Source organism: Microcoleus sp. S28C3, from assembly GCF_036700785.1.
Lineage (GTDB): Bacteria > Cyanobacteriota > Cyanobacteriia > Cyanobacteriales > Microcoleaceae > Microcoleus > Microcoleus asticus.
This window is the reverse complement of sequence record NZ_JAUBPO010000003.1, coordinates 89,911-107,813: the sequence shown is the minus strand read 5'-3', so window position 1 is coordinate 107,813 and position 17,903 is coordinate 89,911. Positions and strand designations below refer to the sequence as shown.

The 17,903-nt window shown below is 47.6% G+C and carries 13 protein-coding genes; 6 read left to right on the top strand and 7 right to left on the bottom strand.

What is annotated here, in order from left to right; translation table 11 throughout:
- The first annotated feature begins 63 nt into the window (after nt 1-63).
- Nucleotides 64-1,809 carry a pilus motility taxis protein HmpF gene (hmpF, locus tag QUA13_RS01885; protein WP_333196190.1) on the top strand — a complete coding sequence of 582 codons (1,746 nt, stop codon included), beginning with the start codon at nt 64-66 and terminating at the stop codon, nt 1,807-1,809.
- On the opposite strand, the gene tilS is transcribed toward hmpF, so the two are convergent.
- Together tilS and QUA13_RS01875 are read right to left on the bottom strand one after the other, a co-directional pair.
- Entirely contained in the window at nt 1,806-2,951 is a 1,146-nt protein-coding gene (gene tilS, locus QUA13_RS01880) for a tRNA lysidine(34) synthetase TilS (RefSeq protein WP_333196188.1), read from the bottom strand. The two genes, hmpF and tilS, sit on opposite strands and share 4 nt — an antisense overlap.
- A gap of 127 nt (nt 2,952-3,078) precedes the next feature.
- Nucleotides 3,079-3,504 carry a KGK domain-containing protein gene (locus QUA13_RS01875; RefSeq protein WP_333196185.1) on the bottom strand — a complete coding sequence of 142 codons (426 nt, stop codon included), beginning with the start codon at nt 3,502-3,504 and terminating at the stop codon, nt 3,079-3,081.
- Between the two features lie 19 nt (nt 3,505-3,523).
- Between QUA13_RS01875 and QUA13_RS01870 the strand changes: the two genes are divergently transcribed.
- Entirely contained in the window at nt 3,524-3,652 is a 129-nt protein-coding gene (locus QUA13_RS01870) for a hypothetical protein (protein WP_333196184.1), read from the top strand.
- A gap of 111 nt (nt 3,653-3,763) precedes the next feature.
- Here the strand turns inward: QUA13_RS01870 and ccsB are convergent, their stop codons facing one another.
- From ccsB to QUA13_RS01850, 4 genes are all read right to left on the bottom strand, one after another.
- Nucleotides 3,764-4,834: a c-type cytochrome biogenesis protein CcsB gene (gene ccsB / locus QUA13_RS01865; protein WP_333196183.1), complete on the bottom strand. Its 1,071-nt coding sequence runs from the start codon at nt 4,832-4,834 to the stop codon at nt 3,764-3,766.
- 144 nt (nt 4,835-4,978) lie between these two features.
- Nucleotides 4,979-9,097, bottom strand: coding sequence for a CHAT domain-containing protein (locus QUA13_RS01860; RefSeq protein ID WP_333196181.1), 4,119 nt, complete (start codon nt 9,095-9,097; stop codon nt 4,979-4,981).
- An 840-nt stretch (nt 9,098-9,937) separates the two neighbouring features.
- Nucleotides 9,938-11,707 carry a DUF3352 domain-containing protein gene (locus QUA13_RS01855; protein WP_333196179.1) on the bottom strand — a complete coding sequence of 590 codons (1,770 nt, stop codon included), beginning with the start codon at nt 11,705-11,707 and terminating at the stop codon, nt 9,938-9,940.
- 292 nt (nt 11,708-11,999) lie between these two features.
- Nucleotides 12,000-13,091: a hypothetical protein gene (locus QUA13_RS01850; RefSeq protein ID WP_172190487.1), complete on the bottom strand. Its 1,092-nt coding sequence runs from the start codon at nt 13,089-13,091 to the stop codon at nt 12,000-12,002.
- Between the two features lie 263 nt (nt 13,092-13,354).
- On the opposite strand from QUA13_RS01850, the gene QUA13_RS01845 reads away from it, so the two are divergent.
- The 4 genes from QUA13_RS01845 (at nt 13,355) to QUA13_RS01830 (ending at nt 17,532) form a co-directional block, all read left to right on the top strand.
- The gene (locus tag QUA13_RS01845) at nt 13,355-14,593 is read left to right on the top strand and encodes an LL-diaminopimelate aminotransferase (RefSeq protein ID WP_333196176.1); all 1,239 of its coding nucleotides are present in this window, start codon (nt 13,355-13,357) and stop codon (nt 14,591-14,593) included.
- 122 nt (nt 14,594-14,715) lie between these two features.
- Nucleotides 14,716-15,312 carry a hypothetical protein gene (locus QUA13_RS01840; protein WP_333196175.1) on the top strand — a complete coding sequence of 199 codons (597 nt, stop codon included), beginning with the start codon at nt 14,716-14,718 and terminating at the stop codon, nt 15,310-15,312.
- A 149-nt stretch (nt 15,313-15,461) separates the two neighbouring features.
- The gene (locus tag QUA13_RS01835) at nt 15,462-16,601 is read left to right on the top strand and encodes an AAA family ATPase (protein WP_333196174.1); all 1,140 of its coding nucleotides are present in this window, start codon (nt 15,462-15,464) and stop codon (nt 16,599-16,601) included.
- Entirely contained in the window at nt 16,591-17,532 is a 942-nt protein-coding gene (locus QUA13_RS01830; RefSeq protein ID WP_333196172.1) for a hypothetical protein, read from the top strand. The genes QUA13_RS01835 and QUA13_RS01830 overlap by 11 nt, the downstream gene beginning before the upstream one ends.
- A 31-nt stretch (nt 17,533-17,563) precedes the next feature.
- Here the strand turns inward: QUA13_RS01830 and QUA13_RS01825 are convergent, their stop codons facing one another.
- Nucleotides 17,564-17,806: a helix-turn-helix transcriptional regulator gene (locus QUA13_RS01825; protein WP_333196170.1), complete on the bottom strand. Its 243-nt coding sequence runs from the start codon at nt 17,804-17,806 to the stop codon at nt 17,564-17,566.
- Nucleotides 17,807-17,903 lie beyond the last annotated feature (97 nt).

The window sequence follows — 17,903 nt, the reverse complement described above, 5'->3', positions numbered from 1 at the left end:
TTTAGGCCTTTAAGTAACTTAAAGTAAGTTGGGATAGGTTTTACGAAGCAGAGGACTATTAGTGTGCTGTATCTAGCGGAAGTACAAAAACAGAGAAGCGGCTTTGGTCTCGGTGGCGGTAAGGCTGAACTGAAACTGCTAGCTTGTCAGCGGGGCGAACACAATTGGAGCGCCGTACCAGGCGATGACGCGATCCCAGTTGAGGAAGCTAATAAGTTTAACGACGGCACGCTGGTGCTGGTGGAGTTGAGCGCTAGCAAGCAAGTGCAGCGGATTCAGGAGGCGGCCCGCCAGTTGGTGAGCATTCTGCAAAATTTCTCGCGCTTGCAGGATAAGTTTAAGGATAAGGAAGAGGAAATTGAACAGTGGAAGGCTTCTCTGACGTTTTCGAGTCAGGAACTCAATCGCCGGGAAATGGAAATGCAAGCCCGCGAAGAGCAGTTGGCTCAAATGGAAGATGAGTTGGAGCGACTGGAGGCTCAGCGCTCGGAAATTGAAAATACTCGAGATGAAGCTAACCGACTGCGAGAAGAGGTCGATCGCAGCCGCGTGGAAATTGAAACCGCTTGGGAACAGTTGCGGGGCGAGCAGCAGCGGGTGGCCCAGCAGCAGTCTCAGGTTCCTCAGGGGGCGGTGGTTGATGAGCAGCAGACCCAGAGGATTCAGGAGTTGATGAACAAGCTGGGAGGGGCAATTGCTTCGGCCCAAGGGGTGCGGGAACAACTGAATCAGTCTTTTGGTGCGGTGGGGGCTCAGCAGGCAATTCTGGATCAGCACTGGCAGCAGTTAGAGCAAAAACGGGCAAATGCTCAACAGCAGCAAGAAGAGGTCGATCGACAAAATCAGAGCCTCCAAAACCGCTGGCAGGAGTGGTACCAATCTCAAGATGCTTTGGCGCAAGCTCGGGCGGATCTTAAAGGGCAGCAAAGTACCCTCAGCGCTAAGCAGGAGCAGGCTCAGTCGGTGTCTTTGCAGGTGCACGCTGTTGAGGATCTGTACCAGCAACTTTCCAGGCTCGCATCTGCTTCGGGTGGTGCGGGTACTGAGCAGAGAGTAGATGTGTCAGCCCTGGAGAAGATGCCGGTTGAGGAGTTGCAGGGGCTGGTGCAACACCTGCAACAGGATTTGGAAAAGGTGTTCCGCTTTGTTAACGATCAAGAGGAGGAGTTGACTCTGCAGCGGGAGACAATCGAGGAGCTGCAAGGGAAAATTCAAGCTGCTAGCGAGTACGATCGCATGGCTTTGGAAAATGAAATGGCAGATGAACTTGAAAGTTATCAGATGTTGAACGAAACCCTGGTGGGACAGCGCCTACGGTTGCAGGAACGCGAAGATGTTTTGAAGCAGCATCAGGCGGTGCTGTGGCGGCGGCTTGGTACTGCTAATGCTCCAAAACAAGAGCGAGGAGATATTGATTTGGGCCCGGTCGTCGCACAGCTCAATACTCAGCGGCAGCAGCAAAGCCAAGAATTGCAAAGACTGGAAAACGAAATTCAGCAAGTGCGGGAAGCCATATCCCAAATTGAGGCAAATGTAAACCGCCAAAATGGGGAAAGTGAGGCGAAACGCTACGAACTCAAGCAGTTAGAGCAGAATTTGTTCAACCAGAAAGGTGCAGTGGCGGAACTCTGGGGTCGAGTGAATGTTTATCAAGAAATGTTGCAACCGGTGCAGGACAATTTGAAGGGGCTGCGCCAAAAGCTGGAAGCGGTGGGGGGGGAACTTGATCGCGTGCAGCAGACTGGAGAGGAGCAAGATCGGGTAGTTTCTGATTTGCGGCAAGTCCTTTCGGGTTTGATAACAGCTTAAAATTTAATATCTAAAATTATCGAAGGGTGTTCTACTCGACCGATCGCTCCTCCAGGAAATGGATCGGTTTGCGATCGGTTGGGCGCTACGATTAAGCTGGTTAGTTTTTCTACGCTTTCAAAGCTGGGTGCTGAGGGCAATATTTGTTGCAGTAGTTGCCGCATTGACCGTCGCTGCAATGCCAGGGGTGCTTCGCGCAAAATCGGGCGATTTAACTTGACGGGAAGTTGAAAATTCACCTGCGGATTGTCTGCAATTGGAGACATTGCTCGGTGTAGCAAGTCTCTGGCTGCAAGTTCGAGATATTCTACGTCGGCGCGGAGGAGTTCGGCTGTTTGAGCTAGCGCTTGTTGGGCTTTTGGATTGAAATGAGTTTCCAAATAAGGCAATAATTCCGATCGAATGCGGTTGCGGGTATATTGCAAGTCTTGATTTGTGGAATCTTCCCAAATTGGTAGTTTTTGCTCTTGACAAAATTGACCTGTTTGCGATCGAGTTATTTCCAGCAAGGGACGAACTAAATAGATTTTAGATTTTAGATTTTGGATTTTCGATTGGGAATTTTCATTTTGATTTTCCAATCTAAAATCGGCAGATATTTGGGAGTTGGGGTTTTCGCCGGAATTCCCCAATCTAAAATCTAAAATCGGCAATCGAGAATCGAGCAGGGGCCGCGTCCAGGTGAGGGCGGAAAGTCCGTCGGCGCCGCTGCCGCGAATCAGGTTGTAGAGGAGTGTTTCGGCGCGATCGCTGGCTGTGTGGCCTGTAACAATGTAGGGATAGTTGTGGACGATCGCAATTTCGGTTAAAGCTTGATATCGCCACAGTCTGGCCGCTGCTTCAGTTTTGGGGATGTCTGAGGCTGTTTCCAAATAGTAGGATATTCCCCAGTTTTGAGCTAATTGTTCTACATGATTGGCCGAGGCTTCCGAGTCAGAACGCCAACGGTGATCGCAGTGAGCAATCGCTAGGCTCCAGCCCCATTTTGACTGCAAATCTAGCAGTAATTTAATTAAACACAGAGAATCTTGTCCGCCGGATACTGCTACTAACAATGGCTGATGTGATGGCAATATTTGTCGCTGCAACAGCGTCCGGTGCAGTTGAGCGTGGAGGTGCGTCCAATTGGAAGATTCGGCCATGAGAGCAGTTTTTCATCAAGCAAGAAGAAGGAAGTTCGGAAACGAGGAGTGTAAGGAATTTAACGGATGGATTTTGAGGAAAGAAGGGCGAGCATCCCCCTCTCCCTATCTCCCACTCTTTGTCTTCCTAGCTCCACATTCCTAGACTTTGGGGGTCGCGGTCGGGATACCTAGACATAGAAAAATGATTATTTATTTCTGTTGAGTCACATTGATTTAATGGCTCATCTATATCGGTTTGATTTGAGCTATCTACGGCATGGTTTTGCACGGTGTCCGATCTTTCGGCAGCGGCAGGAAGGGCTTTTTGCTCTTTGATTTCAGGTTCGAGCGGAATGAACTCCAGACGCATTCTAAGTTTTCCTTTAGTCCAGTCTTTGCCAGCACTTAATAGCTCGCAATCCAAGCCGTCTGAAAATAATTTTTCGTCTACCAATTTTGACTGCATAATTGCCATAAATTCGCTGACTTTGAATGTACATTGATACATCAAAGCGCTGGTAGGGGCGGACACAACATCGTCTTCTTGGGGAAATATTTTCGATTCGTCCATATTAATTGTCCTTAGTTTTATGAAGGAAGAAGGAAGAAGGAAGAAGGAAGAAGGAAGAAGGAAGAAGGAAGAAGGAAGAAGGAAGAAAGCCCTTCGATTTCGCGATCTGGTAAAAAAAGGGAAGAAGGAAGAGAAAGTTAATTATTAGAATCTTGCTGGTTGAGTAAGGTGGGAATTGCCCACCCTACAACCGGAGATGATATTAATCCCGATTCTTTGAATTATCCTGTTCTTCTTTGGCCCATTGGTGGATCGGGAATTAGAAAAACCAACCGTAGGAATGTAAACCTTTGCCTAACAAATTAACGCCTAGATAGCAAATCCAAACTACCACAAAACCTGTGGCGGCTAAAATTGCTGGGCGTCTTCCCTGCCAGCCGCGAGTGATGCGGGCGTGTAGGTAGGCAGCAAATACCAACCAAGTAATCAGCGCCCAAGTTTCTTTCGGGTCCCAACTCCAGTACGATCCCCAAGCTTCGTTAGCCCAAACCGCACCGGCAATAATGCCAACTGTCAGTAAAGGGAATCCTAAACCGATGATGCGATAGCTAATGTTATCAAGAGTTTCTGCTAGATTCAAGCGCTGGGGCGAGAGAAGTTCTGCGGTTTTAGTTGGGGCCGTTGATGGGGTTTGAACGGTTGCTAATTCGAGCACTGCGGTGGTGCCCAAACCGTTATTGTTGGAGTTGAAAGAGGGTTCGCTGAAAACTAATGCGCTGTCGGCGCTGGTTTCTGCAATTTGAGGTTCGGGGTTTTGAGGGCGTTGGAGGCGGTAGTTGCCGTTGCGGTTGCTGTTGGTGCCGAAGGAACTACCGGTGAGTTCGATTTTTTGACCGCGGGTGACGATTAAAAAGGCGATCGCCAGTAGCGCTCCTACCATTAAAGTTGAGTAACTGAGCATCATGACGCTAACGTGCATCATCAGCCAGTTTGATTTGAGGGCGGGTACTAGGGGTTCTGCAGATTGCATGGTTGCGGGCAGAGTCAGGGCTGCAAAGGCGGATATTGCCATTGCTACGGGGGATGTGGCTACTCCTACTAAGCGGGAACGGCTCATGTTTTCCGCGACTAGGTGGATGGCGGTGATTCCCCAAACGAGGAAAAATAGGGATTCGTAGAGATTGCTTAAGGGAAAGTAGCCGGCTTCTATCCATCGAGAACCGAGTAAAGCGGCGATGGATAGGTTGGCGACGGCCATTCCTGCGGTTCCTAGGGCTGACAGGTAGGGAATGCCGGGGAATGCTGCGCCAACCCAGTAAATGAGCATTGTTGAGAACAAAATGGCAAAGGAGATGTTGTCCAGCCAGTTCTGGAGTACGACCAGATCCATAAAAATTACTCCGGTAGTGTTTTTACTTATTTTTGCTAACTAGATCGATCGTACTGGGGTTAGGCAGTTTTGGGTTTGGGATTTTGAATTTTTGTGGCAATTATGAGTGATTGGCGGTTGTTGAGGTGCGAGTGGGCGATCGACTCACCAAGGATTGCCAATCATTCTAAAAGCAGACCAATAATAAGGATGAGAGAAATTCTGACTCGTCGTTTTTGCCAATTCCGGGGGTAGCGGCAGATTGCCAACAGAAGTGTGCAGCATCCCCCCTTCAATTCGCACCTCTTGGCGCAACATCGCTAATTGCGCTTGCCGCAGTGCTTCTGCTTTAATCGGAGCAGTTTTTAACTGCCCGTAAAACTCCGTCATCAACCCCAAACTGCCCTCGTCGCTGACATACCAAAGAGTCGCCATAGCCGATTTAACCCCGGCTTGCACGGCTAACCCGCCAAAGCCCAACTCGGCCTCTCGATCGCCCACAGCAGTCTTGCAAGCACTCAAAACTAACATTTCAACTTGCGGGCTGTGCCAATTCATTTGCCGCAACTGATCCAAACGCAATTTAGTATCCCACAACTGAATAAAGGATTGGCTGGGGTCTCCCGATCGAAATTCGGCGTGGGTAGCCAAGTGAATCATCCCAAAAGGCTGCTGCTGGCGCTGCGATTTCAAGTTGGCTAGGGTGAAAGCTTCGTTCAAGAAAGACTTGCCCGGCCACTGCTGCGGGGTGATTGTCGATACTTCTATTTCCACCGCAGGCAAAGGACTCATCTCTGGAAATTGCGACGCCCCCATTGCCAGAACTTGGGTATTTTTGAAATTGGCGGCGCTGGTATCTGTCAAACTCAGACTCGGCATCGATCCAACACTGTAACGCTCTACCAGAAAGCCTTTGCCGTCGTGCAGGGCGCCCATTGGTATCGATCGCAACCCCATATCTGAGATAAAAGATAAATTCTCAATGCCTTTGGCTTGCAGTTCTGCTTCCAGCGGCGCTACCATCCACTGGTAGAGCTGCTGAGCCAAGGGCAAATAACTTTTAGTATTGCGCTTTACCGGATTAGTCAGTTCATCGCGAAATCTCCGAACAGCTTCCATTACCTGGGCGCGAGAGGTTCCAGGGATGCGCTGGCGAACGGGCACGCCTTCGGGCGCGATCACCATCATTTCCAGTTCGTCAGAGGCTTGAATTTGCTGTTCTACGCGCAAGATGGAGGAACTGCTGTAAGGCCGATCGACTGTAGAACCCTTGGGTACAAAGCTGATATAAATGAGAGCTGGTTTGATGCCTGTGGCTTGTTGGACACTGCGAAGGGTATTTTGGGCATCTTCTAGGGTGGCGATCGCAGTTGTTGATGGCAAATTTAGGTAATCGACAAACTCCTTGGTAAATCTCTCCTCGACGGGAAAAATAACGGCGCCGATGTTTGTTGGCGAATTGGAAGCGTCAATATTCCAGGACGCGGGAGGTGAAATGCGCTGTTCCAAGGAATTAGATATCTGGTTTTGCTGTTGCAAGCTGGGCGAAAATAAAGGATTTGTGCTCGGTGGTTGGTTTGCCGCGAGATCCTGTGTAGGTATCGGTGCGAGATTTATTGGCGCAGCAGCAGGCGCAACCGCTGGGTTTTGAGTAATGGTGGGTGCGATCGGCACATTTGATACCGGTGCTGGATTTGGAGTAATGGTGGGTGCGATCGGCACATTTGATATCGGCGCTGGATTTGGAGTAATGGTGGGTGCGATCGGCACATTTGATACCGGCGCTGGATTTGGAGTAATTGTCGGTGCGATCGGCACATTTGATATCGGTGCTGGATTTGGAGTAATTGTCGGTGCGATCGGCACATTTGATATCGGCGCGGGTGTTGGCGCTGGTGCTGGCGCGGGTGTTGGCGCGGGTGCTGGTGCGGGTGCTGGCGCGGGTGCTGGTGCTGGCGCTGGCGCTGGTGCTGGCGCTGGTGCTGGCGCTGGTGCTGGTGCTGGCGCTGGCGCTGGTGTCGGCGCTGGTGTCGGCACATTTGATACCGGTGCTGGTGTCGGCGCTGGTGCTGGCGCTGGTGCTGGTGTCGGCGCGGGTGCTGGGGCTGGCGCTGGTGTCGGCGGTGTCGGCGGTGTCGGCGGTGTCGGCGGTGTCGGCGCAGGGGCGGGTGCAGGGGCGGGTGCAGGGGCGGGTGCAGGGGCTGGGGCGGGCGCTGGTGTCGGCGCAGGGGCTGGCGCTGGTGCTGGTGTCGGCGCAGGGGCAGGGGCGGGCGCTGGTGTCGGCGCAGGGGCTGGCGCTGGTGCTGGTGTCGGCGCAGGGGCTGGGGCGGGCGCTGGTGTCGGCGCAGGGGCTGGCGCTGGTACTGGTGTCGGCGCAGGGGCTGGTGCTGGCGCTGGTGTCGGCGCAGGGGCTGGTGCTGGCGCTGGTGTCGGCGCAGAGGCGGGGCCTGGTGCTGGTGTTGGTGCAGGCGCTGGTGTCGGCGCAGGGGCAGGGGCTGGTGCTGGTGTCGGCGCAGGGGCGGGTGCGGGTGCGGGTGCAGGCGCTGGTGTCGGCGCAGGGGCTGGGGCTGGTGCGGGGGCTGGTGCTGGTGCTGGTGCTGGCGATAATGAAGAAGCCGTAATGTTAATTTGCGTCGGCTGTACTATCTGAGGGGTGGGGCTGAAATAACCTCCCTGTGTAATAACATTTTCCTTCTTTGGGCCCCCAGTGGCAATGCTGCCAGCAGTACCGTTGATTTTGTTATAGTCGGGCCCGACGCTGAAAGGAGTGTTCGAGGCTTCGCCACCGTGGCGAATGGTGATATCTCCAGCATTAGCGCTACCAGTAGTGGATGCGCTAATGCTGCAAGCTTGCGACAAGCAGTTGTTATCGTTGGTGAAAGTGCCTGTTGCTCGGAAATTACCGCCGGCTGTAATGTCAATCTCTCCTCCGGCTGTTCGGCCTTCGGTGTTGATATGGGTTACTTCGATGTCGTTGCGGGCGTTGAGGGTGACTGCCCCGCCTTGTTTTTCTTCGGAGTTGGCGCCAATGAAACCTGTTTGAATGCTGCTTGAGGGTGCTGCAATACTAACGTTTCCGGCGTTGCTGTTTTTGTCGATCGACCGTGCGTTGATATTGCCTGTTTCTACTTTTCCTGTACGGCTGGTGACGGTGATGTTGCCGCCTGCGGTGGTGTCGGAGTGGGAGTCGAGATCGACAGTGCTAATGTCGCCACTAGCTTCTAGGGCGATCGCGCCGCCTTGAGAACTTGTCAGGTTTCCGCTGGCTGCAATGGTGTTGGCTGCTTGAATTTCGATCGCCTGAGCGTTTGCATCTTTTACTGCCACGTCCCCCGCAGCTACTGCTCGGTTAGACGCCGTGAGTACCACTTCACCGCTGGCATTGAGGCCGATCCCTGTAGCGTTTGTTTCACCGATGCCTGTGAGCAGTTCGGGCAAGGATGCGATCGGCAATGTTGAATCTGTCGCGCTGGATGTTCTAGTGCTGCTCGTCCCCGAGGGCGGCTCGATTTCCAAACTCAGCAAATTGCCTCGCTGGCTGACGCGCACTAAATTTGTCCCGGAGACTGATGCTACGGTAATTTGACCGCCTGGGGCCGCAAGGCTGCCGGTGCTGACAACGGTGCCGCCGAGCAAGGTTAAGTTCTGCCCTGACTTGACTGCTAAGTTTGCCGTGCTGATAATTGCCCCGGCTTGATCTGCCCCAAAAGTAAAGGAATTGGGCGCGCCTGTCAGAGATGTGTAGGTGCTAGTACCGACAGCGTTAAACGAGTTAGAACCAAATCCAATAGCGGTGGCGGTGGTTGCTGTGAAAGAAGCCGGCACGTTTAAGCTGGCACTGTTGCCAAATATGATGCCGGATGGATTCATCAGAAACAAGTTAGAATTGCCCCCGGTTACTTGAATTAAGCCGTTAATAATCGATGGTTTACCGCCGCCTATGCCCGCTAAAATGTTGCGAATGTTGGGGTTTGATATAAAGTTGGCAATCTGATTTTCCGACAAGCCGAATTCTGTAAAGCTGTGGAAAAGATTTTGTTTATCGCTCGATAATTGTCCGCCTTCAATATCGAAGCGAGTTGGCTGCCCAGGAGTCCCGTTTTGGGCTGCGGGAGTGACGGTAGTGCCCGTTGCGTCCGGCGCTGGAACAATTGTTTGACCTTCGGCTTTTGCTTGCAAAAAGTAAAGGTTTATTAAGATAAGTGGCAGAGAAGCTGCCAGTTTGCTTATTCTTTTTTTCGACCGAAACTTAGCCTGTATTTGAATATTTTTGGCGGTTTCCATAGCTTTTTAATGGGTAAAATATATACACAGAAATTAGGTAAATAAACCTAGTTTCTCGGAAAATTTGCGGTTAAATACTGTATATTTATGAAGCTACCGGGTTTCGGACTGCAAGCGCGTTCCAGACTCACTTTCCCGACTCACTGAGGAAAATGTCCCTGTAAAATTTGCCTCTGCATTTGCAATTCCCCGAGCGTATCTTCTCCACAATCTAAATATAACTCGAAATGCCTAGAAGCTGTATCTTCCGGATGACATATAAAAAAAACTGGCTTTCCTAGACACACTCCGGCCCCTAGAGACCGTTTTTTTTACATTAGTGAGAGTTTGAAGGAAGTATGGCGGTTTAAAAAATCGGCTTCTGTGCCCAGAACTGACCGGAAAAAATCCACGTAAAAAATTTTTCCTTTCCTTTTATAAAGAACAAAAAAAGCCGGCTCTACAATTGCCGACCCTTAAAATTATGACAAAAATAAGAAGTCCTGGACGCAACGGGTACATAAAGTGTAGGGTGCGTGAGAAACGGTCGATTGCTTCTTCATTTCTGGACGCAGAAACCCTGTTTTTTTACGAAAACACTTAGTTGCAGTCCAGGGCTTAAAAAACTCGGTTGCTTTGGTATTCCTAGACGCAGGGCTGCATAGAAACCGGGTTTTTTAACGAAAATAATTCGTTGCAGCACACAGAAACGATAAAAAAACCCGGTTTCTTTAGTGCGTATGCGTAAGTCTTGTTCTTGCTTCTTGCTTCTTGCTTCTGGCGGCTGCCTTTCGGTTTTAATCTGTCGCCCTGTTGCTGTTTAATGGGCTCTCCAGGCGGATTTGTTGAATGATTTAAGAGTTAGTTGGGAGAAGTTTGGACGGTGGGCGAGGGACTTGGTGAAGCAGGGCTCGGTGAAGCAGGGCGCGGTGAAGCAAGACTCCGTGAAGGATTTGCAGGAGGAGTGGATTGGGTGGATTTTTTGAGGCCGACAAAAGCGTCGTAACGGGTGGTACGATCGCCAATGACGGCGGCTGTTACGCCGATCGACCGCGTGGCGTCTATCCACATTTTTTGGTTGGGAGGAAACTCCGGCAAAGCTAGGTTTTTCGGGTTAAACGCACTCTCGGTGTCGATGAAGAAATTGCCGTTGTGGGGTTTAAGTTCCGATCGTACAGTTTTCTGGAACAGTTCGCTGCTTAAAAGCGGACTTTTTGGTGCCGGAACGATCGCATCAACCACTGGAGCTCCTACTGTCATAAACGCTACATCGTTCATCCAGCCGCGAGTTACCGTAATCCCTCCAAACGGCGATGTCCATTTTGTCGCAGGTTTGCCGCCGACTTTAATTTCCTCAACTCTAAACCCTTTCATTTTCATCGTTTCATCAAGCTGTTTCAGAGATTTGTCGGCTGCGCCCCGGTTGTTTGTTTCCACCATAAATACAAATCCGGCAGCAAATTTGTCTTTGGGATTCTGTGCGGGGGCTGGTATTAATGATAGAGAAAATTCTCCCCCCATCCAGTTCATCAAGTCTTTATCTAAATCCATGCCCGTAGTGGATTTTAAACCTGTGCGCAAAACTTGGGGATTAATCGGGGAAATCGGGTTTGCCTCGGCTCCCAATACATAGTCTTGCCACAAACGCTGCAAATTGCCGCCGGATACCATCATTATTGTATTGCTTGGCAGGCGATCAACCATTTTTAGAGCATTGTTTTCTACTGCTATCCTTCTGGTAGAATCTGGTTTTAGCCAAGAGACTGATTTGAAGGCAATTCCTTCTGCATCCAGCGTCGCTGTGGTGGCAAATCCCTGATTTTGTTGCAGTTTTTCCAGGCTTTCTGGCGAAATTTCGCGAACTGAGTTGGCGGCGGCATAGGCGGCGGCAACGGGCATATTGACGTAGATTTGACCGAAGGCGCCCGGACTTTTTATTTTGTCTATGGCGTCTGCATAGCCAGGGGTTTTTGCTAGGGAAGGTTCGCCTTTGTAGGTGTCGATTATTCTGTCTGTAGCGCTAGAATCTGTGGTGACTGCTAGATAGCTTGTGCCGAGTACCGCGACTGAGAAATTGCGATCGGGTACGCCTTGAGTTTCTGTGACTTGGACGCCTTTATAATTACGCTCAACTATTTTTCCTTGGCTGAGAGGCCTGGGTTTTGTTAATAATTCTTTGGCTTTGATCGGGTTGGCAATTGGCAGGATAATTGCCACTGACTGTTGAATTGGCGGAGATGGGGGCGCGTTGGGTACTGGCGGGGGGGCTGGTATAGCTATTTTGTTGCGGAGAAAGGCTACCATTGCTGTGTTACCCACCCAGGGTTGAATGTCTTCCTGGTAGGCGTAGCCGTTGCTGGTGAGGAGGCGATCGCGCATTTCGCTTAAAAACCTCTCAAACGAAGCTTTTGACTCCGGCGTGCCAAACTCTCGCAGTCTATTCCACTGCGATTCATCGGTGCTGATGGATAGGGCCATCATCGTATCTTGCGGGACAACCGTTGCCCCCGCCGGCAAATCTTTGGCGGGGCCACGGGAGAGGACGAGGTAGTAGGTGACAAAGCCTAAACCGATCAGAAGTGTGGCGGCTCCGATCGTAAACAGCAGGGAAGATTTATCTTTCTTAAACATTATTCGTAAGGTTCTGGTGCTCGCAACATGATAGATTATTTTCTTGGCTCATGTAACAGATACATTAGCAGATACACTTAACCGGGCAAATCTAGGAAAGTTGACTGTTGACTGTTGACTGTTGGCTGTTGGCTGTTGACTGTGAGCCGAAAAACAGAAAATTTTGCTTATATTTGGTGGCAGATTGAAGGAGACTTTACCAGAACGATGCTACCGGATTTGATATAAATCCGTGGAACGAAACGCAACACAAAAAATATGGCAAGACTTTTGTGAAATGGTATTAACTGAATCAGTTTCTTGCCTTAAAGTCTTTAAAGATAGTTTGAAACGAGTACATCAGTCGGTGGACATCGTTTGTGGCTCTAGGAAAAATGTTGAGTTCCCATTTTTTGCGAGCAGTAGTTAGCAGTTTTGCTATGGGTTGGGAGTAACTGTTAGAAATGAAATAGCTACCGCCTTCGTAGCGAATGTCTGACGCTAAGCCGATAAAAGCACCAGCCATTTCTAGTTTTAGTTCCGATGTGCTGTGTTCCGATTTTACTGCTAAAATTACCTGCGAGTGCCGGGGTTCGCGGTTGAGCAAGCGGCAGATATTCGCTTCTTTTTGGTACAAAATTAAAACGTTACAGTTGTGCAAAACTCCGGCTCTACCTTGGACTTTTACTCCTAGGTGAACTTCTAGGGCTGGTTTGTCGGGAAATTCCACAACAGCATGAGTGTATGGATGTGCACTTCCGTGGATTTTTCCCGCTGTTTTTCTAAATGTTAAATATTTCGGTGTTTCGTCGTCTAAAACATTGTTGTAATAAATAGTACCGCCTTCATTAGCAACAGCTTTTAGCAGAATAGTGAAGAGGTAAGTATCAAAAATTCTGGATTGTTCTGCCGCTGTGTTAAAATCAGGATCGATCGAGCTTTTTAATTTGCTTTTAATCTCGGAATTGATGGCGTAGTTGCTCGGCCCGGAGGGCAGTTTTTCCAGCAAGTGCTTGAGGGCGATCGCCTGTTTGTGACGGGGGGCTGTGACGCTGGAGGTAAACTCGATTGTTTTGGCAGTTTCGGCACCTGAATTGGCAAAGGTAATTTTTGTGCCGAGGGGAGAGGTTTCTGATTCTACTTTCAAGAAATAAGCAATTTCGTCTTCCATTTCGGAAGTGTTCACCGTCGCTTGTTCGACAGCATCAATTAATAGCAAAAGTTGTTCTTTTGCGGTATAATCTTCTATCTTGAGCAGGGGTGTTTTTCGTTTGAGCGATCGCTCTTCTATTACTTTGCCTATCTCTACAGTATCCGCTACTTGTTGAACTACCCAACCCAAATTAAACTCATTCAGAATTGCCGCCAGTTCTTGATAGAGTTTGGCGTACTCGATCTCGTCCATAATTGTTTCTGCGCTGCATACTATTCTGATTATACAAGCTGATTTGATTTTTTGGTCAATGGCTGGTGAGCAACTGCGCAGATTGCCTGTAATGGCGGAGTATCGAAGTGTTTGAGTGTCCGAGTCGGGAAAATCTTTCTCTTGGCTGAACATCTATCCGTCACATCCGTTAAATCCCGTACACTGCTGCTTGCCGAACTTGCTGCTGCTTGAGAGAGACAATTGGCAGTAAGCTATTCTACGACATTTGTAGCGATCGAACTATGGCAACTATCAACGACAACTACCTCAAACTCAAAGCCGGCTACCTGTTTCCCGAAATTGGGCGCAGGGTGAAAGCCTTTGCAGAGGCGAATCCCGAAGCGCCCATCATCCGGCTGGGGATTGGCGACGTGACGGAACCGCTACCGGCTGCTTGTCGGGAGGCGATGGTGAAGGCGGTGGAGGAAATGGGATCGCGGGATACCTTTAAAGGATACGGCCCGGAACAAGGTTATGAGTGGCTGCGGGAGAAAATTGCCGAGCACGATTTCAAGTCGCGGGGATGCGATGTTGACGCTTCGGAAATCTTTATTTCTGATGGTTCTAAGTGCGATTGCGGCAATATTCTCGATATCTTTGGCAACAATAACACGATCGCAGTTACCGATCCAGTTTATCCGGTGTACGTAGACACTAACGTGATGGCTGGACACACGGGAGATGCGAACGAAAATGGCGAATACGGCGGCTTAGTTTACCTGCCAATTACAGCAGAAAACAATTTTACTGCGGAAATTCCCACCGACAAAAAAGTCGATTTAATTTACTTGTGTTTTCCGAATAACCCGACCGGGGCAACTGCAACCAAGGAACACTTGCAAGCTTGGGTAAATTATGCTAAAGCTAACGGTTCGATTATTTTCTTCGATGCAGCCTACGAAGCGTATATTACCGATCCGAGTTTACCGCATTCTATCTACGAAATTGAGGGGGCGCGGGATTGTGCGATCGAATTTCGTTCTTTTTCCAAAAATGCTGGTTTTACGGGTACTCGCTGTGCGCTAACAGTTGTACCGAAGACTTTGACTGGAAAAGCAGCAGATGGTTCCGATGTCGAAATTTGGAAGCTGTGGAACCGCCGCCAATCTACTAAGTTTAACGGAGTTTCTTACATCGTGCAGCGCGGTGCTGAGGCGGTTTATTCAGAGGCAGGCAAGGCACAGATTCAGGCATTAGTCAATTTTTACATGGAAAATGCTGCGATTATTCGCGATAAATTGACAGCGGCGGGAATCGAGGTTTTTGGTGGCAAAAATGCGCCTTATGTGTGGGTGAAAACGCCTCACGGTTTGTCGAGTTGGGATTTCTTTCAGAAGTTGCTGGAAACTTGCAATGTGGTGGGAACTCCGGGTTCTGGTTTTGGCGCGGCGGGTGAGGGTTATTTCCGCATTTCGGCGTTTAATAGTCGGGAGAATGTGGAAGAAGCGATGAGACGGATTGTGGAGAAGTTTAAGGTTTAGTCTCATGTGAATCCGGTAGGGACACGGCAGTGCCGTGTCCCTACTCCCATCTGCTGTATTTCATCCGATTGAAAAGTGTTATAATCTAAGCCAGCCAACTTTATTATGAGTATAAAAAAGCAATGTCCTATAGCGAATTCACCCTTAAAAAAGTCAAACAAGACTTTCAGCTCACCCTAATAGAAGTACCTACTTTTATTGTTTCTGCGCCCCCGATTCAGCCAAGTCTAGCCCTAGCTGAGTTCATCGAAAAACGCCTGCCTCTTGCTCTAGCACTGAATACAGAAAAAGCTCGTTCTGAAATGATTATCTGTCCAATTATGCTAGAATTAAAAGATATTTTTCAGCAGCAAATCAGTCTTTTTTCTGGTAATGAATTTACTGTAGATCAATCGGTGGGACTTAACGGTGTCTGCGACTTTCTGATCGGCAAATCGCCTGAACAATTTTTTATCGAAGCTCCTGCTATGATTGTAGTGGAAGCTAAAAAAGAAGATATCAACGGCGGACTTGGACAATGTGTTGCTGAAATGATTGCGGCTCAGCGTTTCAATGAGAAAAACGGCTACTTTGTAAACAAGCTCTATGGTTGCGTTACGACCGGGAACTTGTGGAAATTTATCAAATTAGAAGAGCAAACTGTTACCATTGGTTTGAGAGAATACTCATTGCCACCAGTTGATGAAATTTTGGGAATTTTAGTTAGTTTTATTACTTAGTCGGGACTTACGCATCACAACCAAAGAAACCGGGTTTTTACGGTTTTTGTGGGCTGTAGCGAAGTATTCTCGAAAAAACCCGGTTTCTGAACACCCGTGAGTAAGTCCGATTAACCAGACTGAATGCAAGCTAACACCAGGAGTTTATTATGCACTTGTTACGAGTTCAAGTTCCTGATTTTCGGGGTTTGAAAAATATCGACATCACTTTTGAAAAAGATTTTATTCCTAAAATTTTTCCGCTGGGAAGTCAAAATGGCGGTGGAAAAAGTACGCTGTTGCAGTTAATTTTTGTATTGCTGCACTGTTCTGTTGATGACGATAAAAAACAGTTTTTACAAAATCTGCTTCAGGGATTTAAAGTTGCTGATGGGGAAGAAAAAAGAGTCTTAGCCCTCATTGATATTTGGGATAGAGAAAAAATAGTTAAACTTGAATTCTATTGTCGCAAACATTCTCTTCTTGGAGATATTTTTTTGGAAGATATACAACCAGAAAACTTGATACCTCTATGTAATTATTCAAGCGCTAAGCAATCTAGTAATAATCAAGAACAAAATACAGAGTTACTATTATGTGGTTTTAATCTTTTAAAAAATAATGAAGCAAAATTATTTTTAGACAAACTGTCGCGTAAAATTTTTCTAGCAGCTCCATCAACCCAAGTTTTTCTATTTCTTCCGCTGGATTTTAGAAAACTATTATTTAGCAACTCAAGTAAGGAAGATAAGAATTATTACGCGATCCTCGAATCTACAAGATCTAAATTAAATGGCTTGTTTACCTATGACTTCCTTGCTGTAAAGCTACTTATTAAATCATTTAAAGATGCTCGCGATCGCGACTTCAGAGAAGCCATCAAGACAGGTAACTACGGAAACAGCTATCAAGCTTTAATTAACGACTTAAATCGGCTGTTGGGAAATAAAAGAATAAATTTAAATGAAGATTTTTCTGGAGTCAACTTTCAATTGTATAATAATGGTGAAGCTATAGAACTATATCCCGAAGATTTAAGTCACGGCGAACTCAAAAGACTCAGCATTTATATATGGCTCAAGTCCCGCAACATAAAAGATGCTATTGTTTTGATGGATGAAGTTGAAATTGCTTTTCATCCAGATTGGCAATATCAAATTATATCAGACCTCAAAGAGTGGACTCCCAGCAATCAATATATTCTGGCAACTCACTCCTACGCATTGTGTGAAGCTTTGACACCGGCTCATGTTAAAGAAATCGAGCCAAAACTAATCAAATCAGAATCTAATATTACTAATGAGTCTTAATCCAGAACAGCTAAAAAAACATTGCGAGGCAATTATTCAATCTCGCAGAATTAAAAACAAAATTGTGGTATTGTGCGAAGGTGATATTCGGAAGACGCAGGGTAGAGAGTCACCTCAAGCTTATAAAGCAATGGAGCAAATGCCTGATGCCAACTTTTATAAGGCTTGCGTTCCGACATGGTGGAGACAGAAGTTACCGGAATTTTTCAACTGCGGCGATCGCAAAGATGTATTAGACACCTACTCTACTCTTCCAATATTACACGAAAAGGATACCACTAATTCATATTTAGATCCCGATCGACTTTTTGCAATGATAGATTTAGACTTGCAACTGCAAACGATCGAAAATTATATTTTTACAGATACAGAGGCAATTTTTCGGAATCTTTACGAAAAAGCGCAGGTGAAAGAGCAAAACGCAGCACAGCACCGGATCTGGGTTACAGGTTTGATTCATAAAGAAGCATATTTTCTGACACCTGAACTTCAACCAATATTTGATAATTGTTGTAACAAACCGATTTATCAGGGGAATCCTGCGGTACTAGCAAATATTTATCTGGATATGGCTGATGCAATTTGTAATGACTTGGATTTACAGAATAACCTAAAGAGAGCGTTCGATCGCATTAGTTACTGTTCGGGATTAGATTGTACCGAAACTCAAGCATTTCAGGCTTCGTGGAAAGAGCGGTTTCAAAATGCTGTAGATGAAACGCATAGGAATCAGTCGATCGCAGTTTTGCTGACAATTAAAAAAGCTAAGGATTATTGGCATCAAATTAAGCCATCCGGTGACTTTAGCCGGGAAGATTGGGTATTTAGAGAGCAACTCTCGTTAGAAATTGGGAGATTTTATTCACAGCAAAGTAGCGATGTTAAGTCTCATATTCCTTTTTTTTTCACAACATTGTATGAGTTCGTTTAAATAAAACACATCGATTATAATGTTTCATTTTCTATCCATCAGCATCATTGGGAAAACCAAATTGGTCTGGTAATTCAGCAGAGGTAATTTGCAGAATCTCTAGCAACTTCTTGTATTGAACAGGCGTTAGCTTCGGTACCGATCGCCCAGCTTCCCAGTTGCTTACCGTCGCTTCCGTAACGCCAAGTGCTTCTGCTAGCTGCTTTTGAGTCATAAACCGCTGAACTCTCAGTCGCATTAGGGGCGATCGATCGGCTCTTTCTGAGATTTCCATAGGCTATTTGTTAAGTTATATTAATTTATTAGGGCTTTGCCTAAAATGATTGACATCTACCCTAAATTAATTTAGATTTAACTCAATAGAGATTAGA

Bases quoted from the DNA above. Each gene is read 5' to 3' on its own strand.
- tilS (WP_333196188.1), bottom strand. From the start codon at position 2,951: ATGGCCGAATCTTCCAATTGGACGCACCTCCACGCTCAACTGCACCGG.
- QUA13_RS01875 (WP_333196185.1), bottom strand. From the start codon at position 3,504: ATGGACGAATCGAAAATATTTCCCCAAGAAGACGATGTTGTGTCCGCC.
- QUA13_RS01870 (WP_333196184.1), top strand. From the start codon at position 3,524: ATGAAGGAAGAAGGAAGAAGGAAGAAGGAAGAAGGAAGAAGGAAGAAG.
- ccsB (WP_333196183.1), bottom strand. From the start codon at position 4,834: ATGGATCTGGTCGTACTCCAGAACTGGCTGGACAACATCTCCTTTGCC.
- QUA13_RS01860 (WP_333196181.1), bottom strand. From the start codon at position 9,097: ATGGAAACCGCCAAAAATATTCAAATACAGGCTAAGTTTCGGTCGAAA.
- QUA13_RS01855 (WP_333196179.1), bottom strand. From the start codon at position 11,707: ATGTTTAAGAAAGATAAATCTTCCCTGCTGTTTACGATCGGAGCCGCC.
- QUA13_RS01850 (WP_172190487.1), bottom strand. From the start codon at position 13,091: ATGGACGAGATCGAGTACGCCAAACTCTATCAAGAACTGGCGGCAATT.
- QUA13_RS01845 (WP_333196176.1), top strand. From the start codon at position 13,355: ATGGCAACTATCAACGACAACTACCTCAAACTCAAAGCCGGCTACCTG.
- QUA13_RS01840 (WP_333196175.1), top strand. From the start codon at position 14,716: ATGTCCTATAGCGAATTCACCCTTAAAAAAGTCAAACAAGACTTTCAG.
- QUA13_RS01835 (WP_333196174.1), top strand. From the start codon at position 15,462: ATGCACTTGTTACGAGTTCAAGTTCCTGATTTTCGGGGTTTGAAAAAT.
- QUA13_RS01830 (WP_333196172.1), top strand. From the start codon at position 16,591: ATGAGTCTTAATCCAGAACAGCTAAAAAAACATTGCGAGGCAATTATT.
- QUA13_RS01825 (WP_333196170.1), bottom strand. From the start codon at position 17,806: ATGGAAATCTCAGAAAGAGCCGATCGATCGCCCCTAATGCGACTGAGA.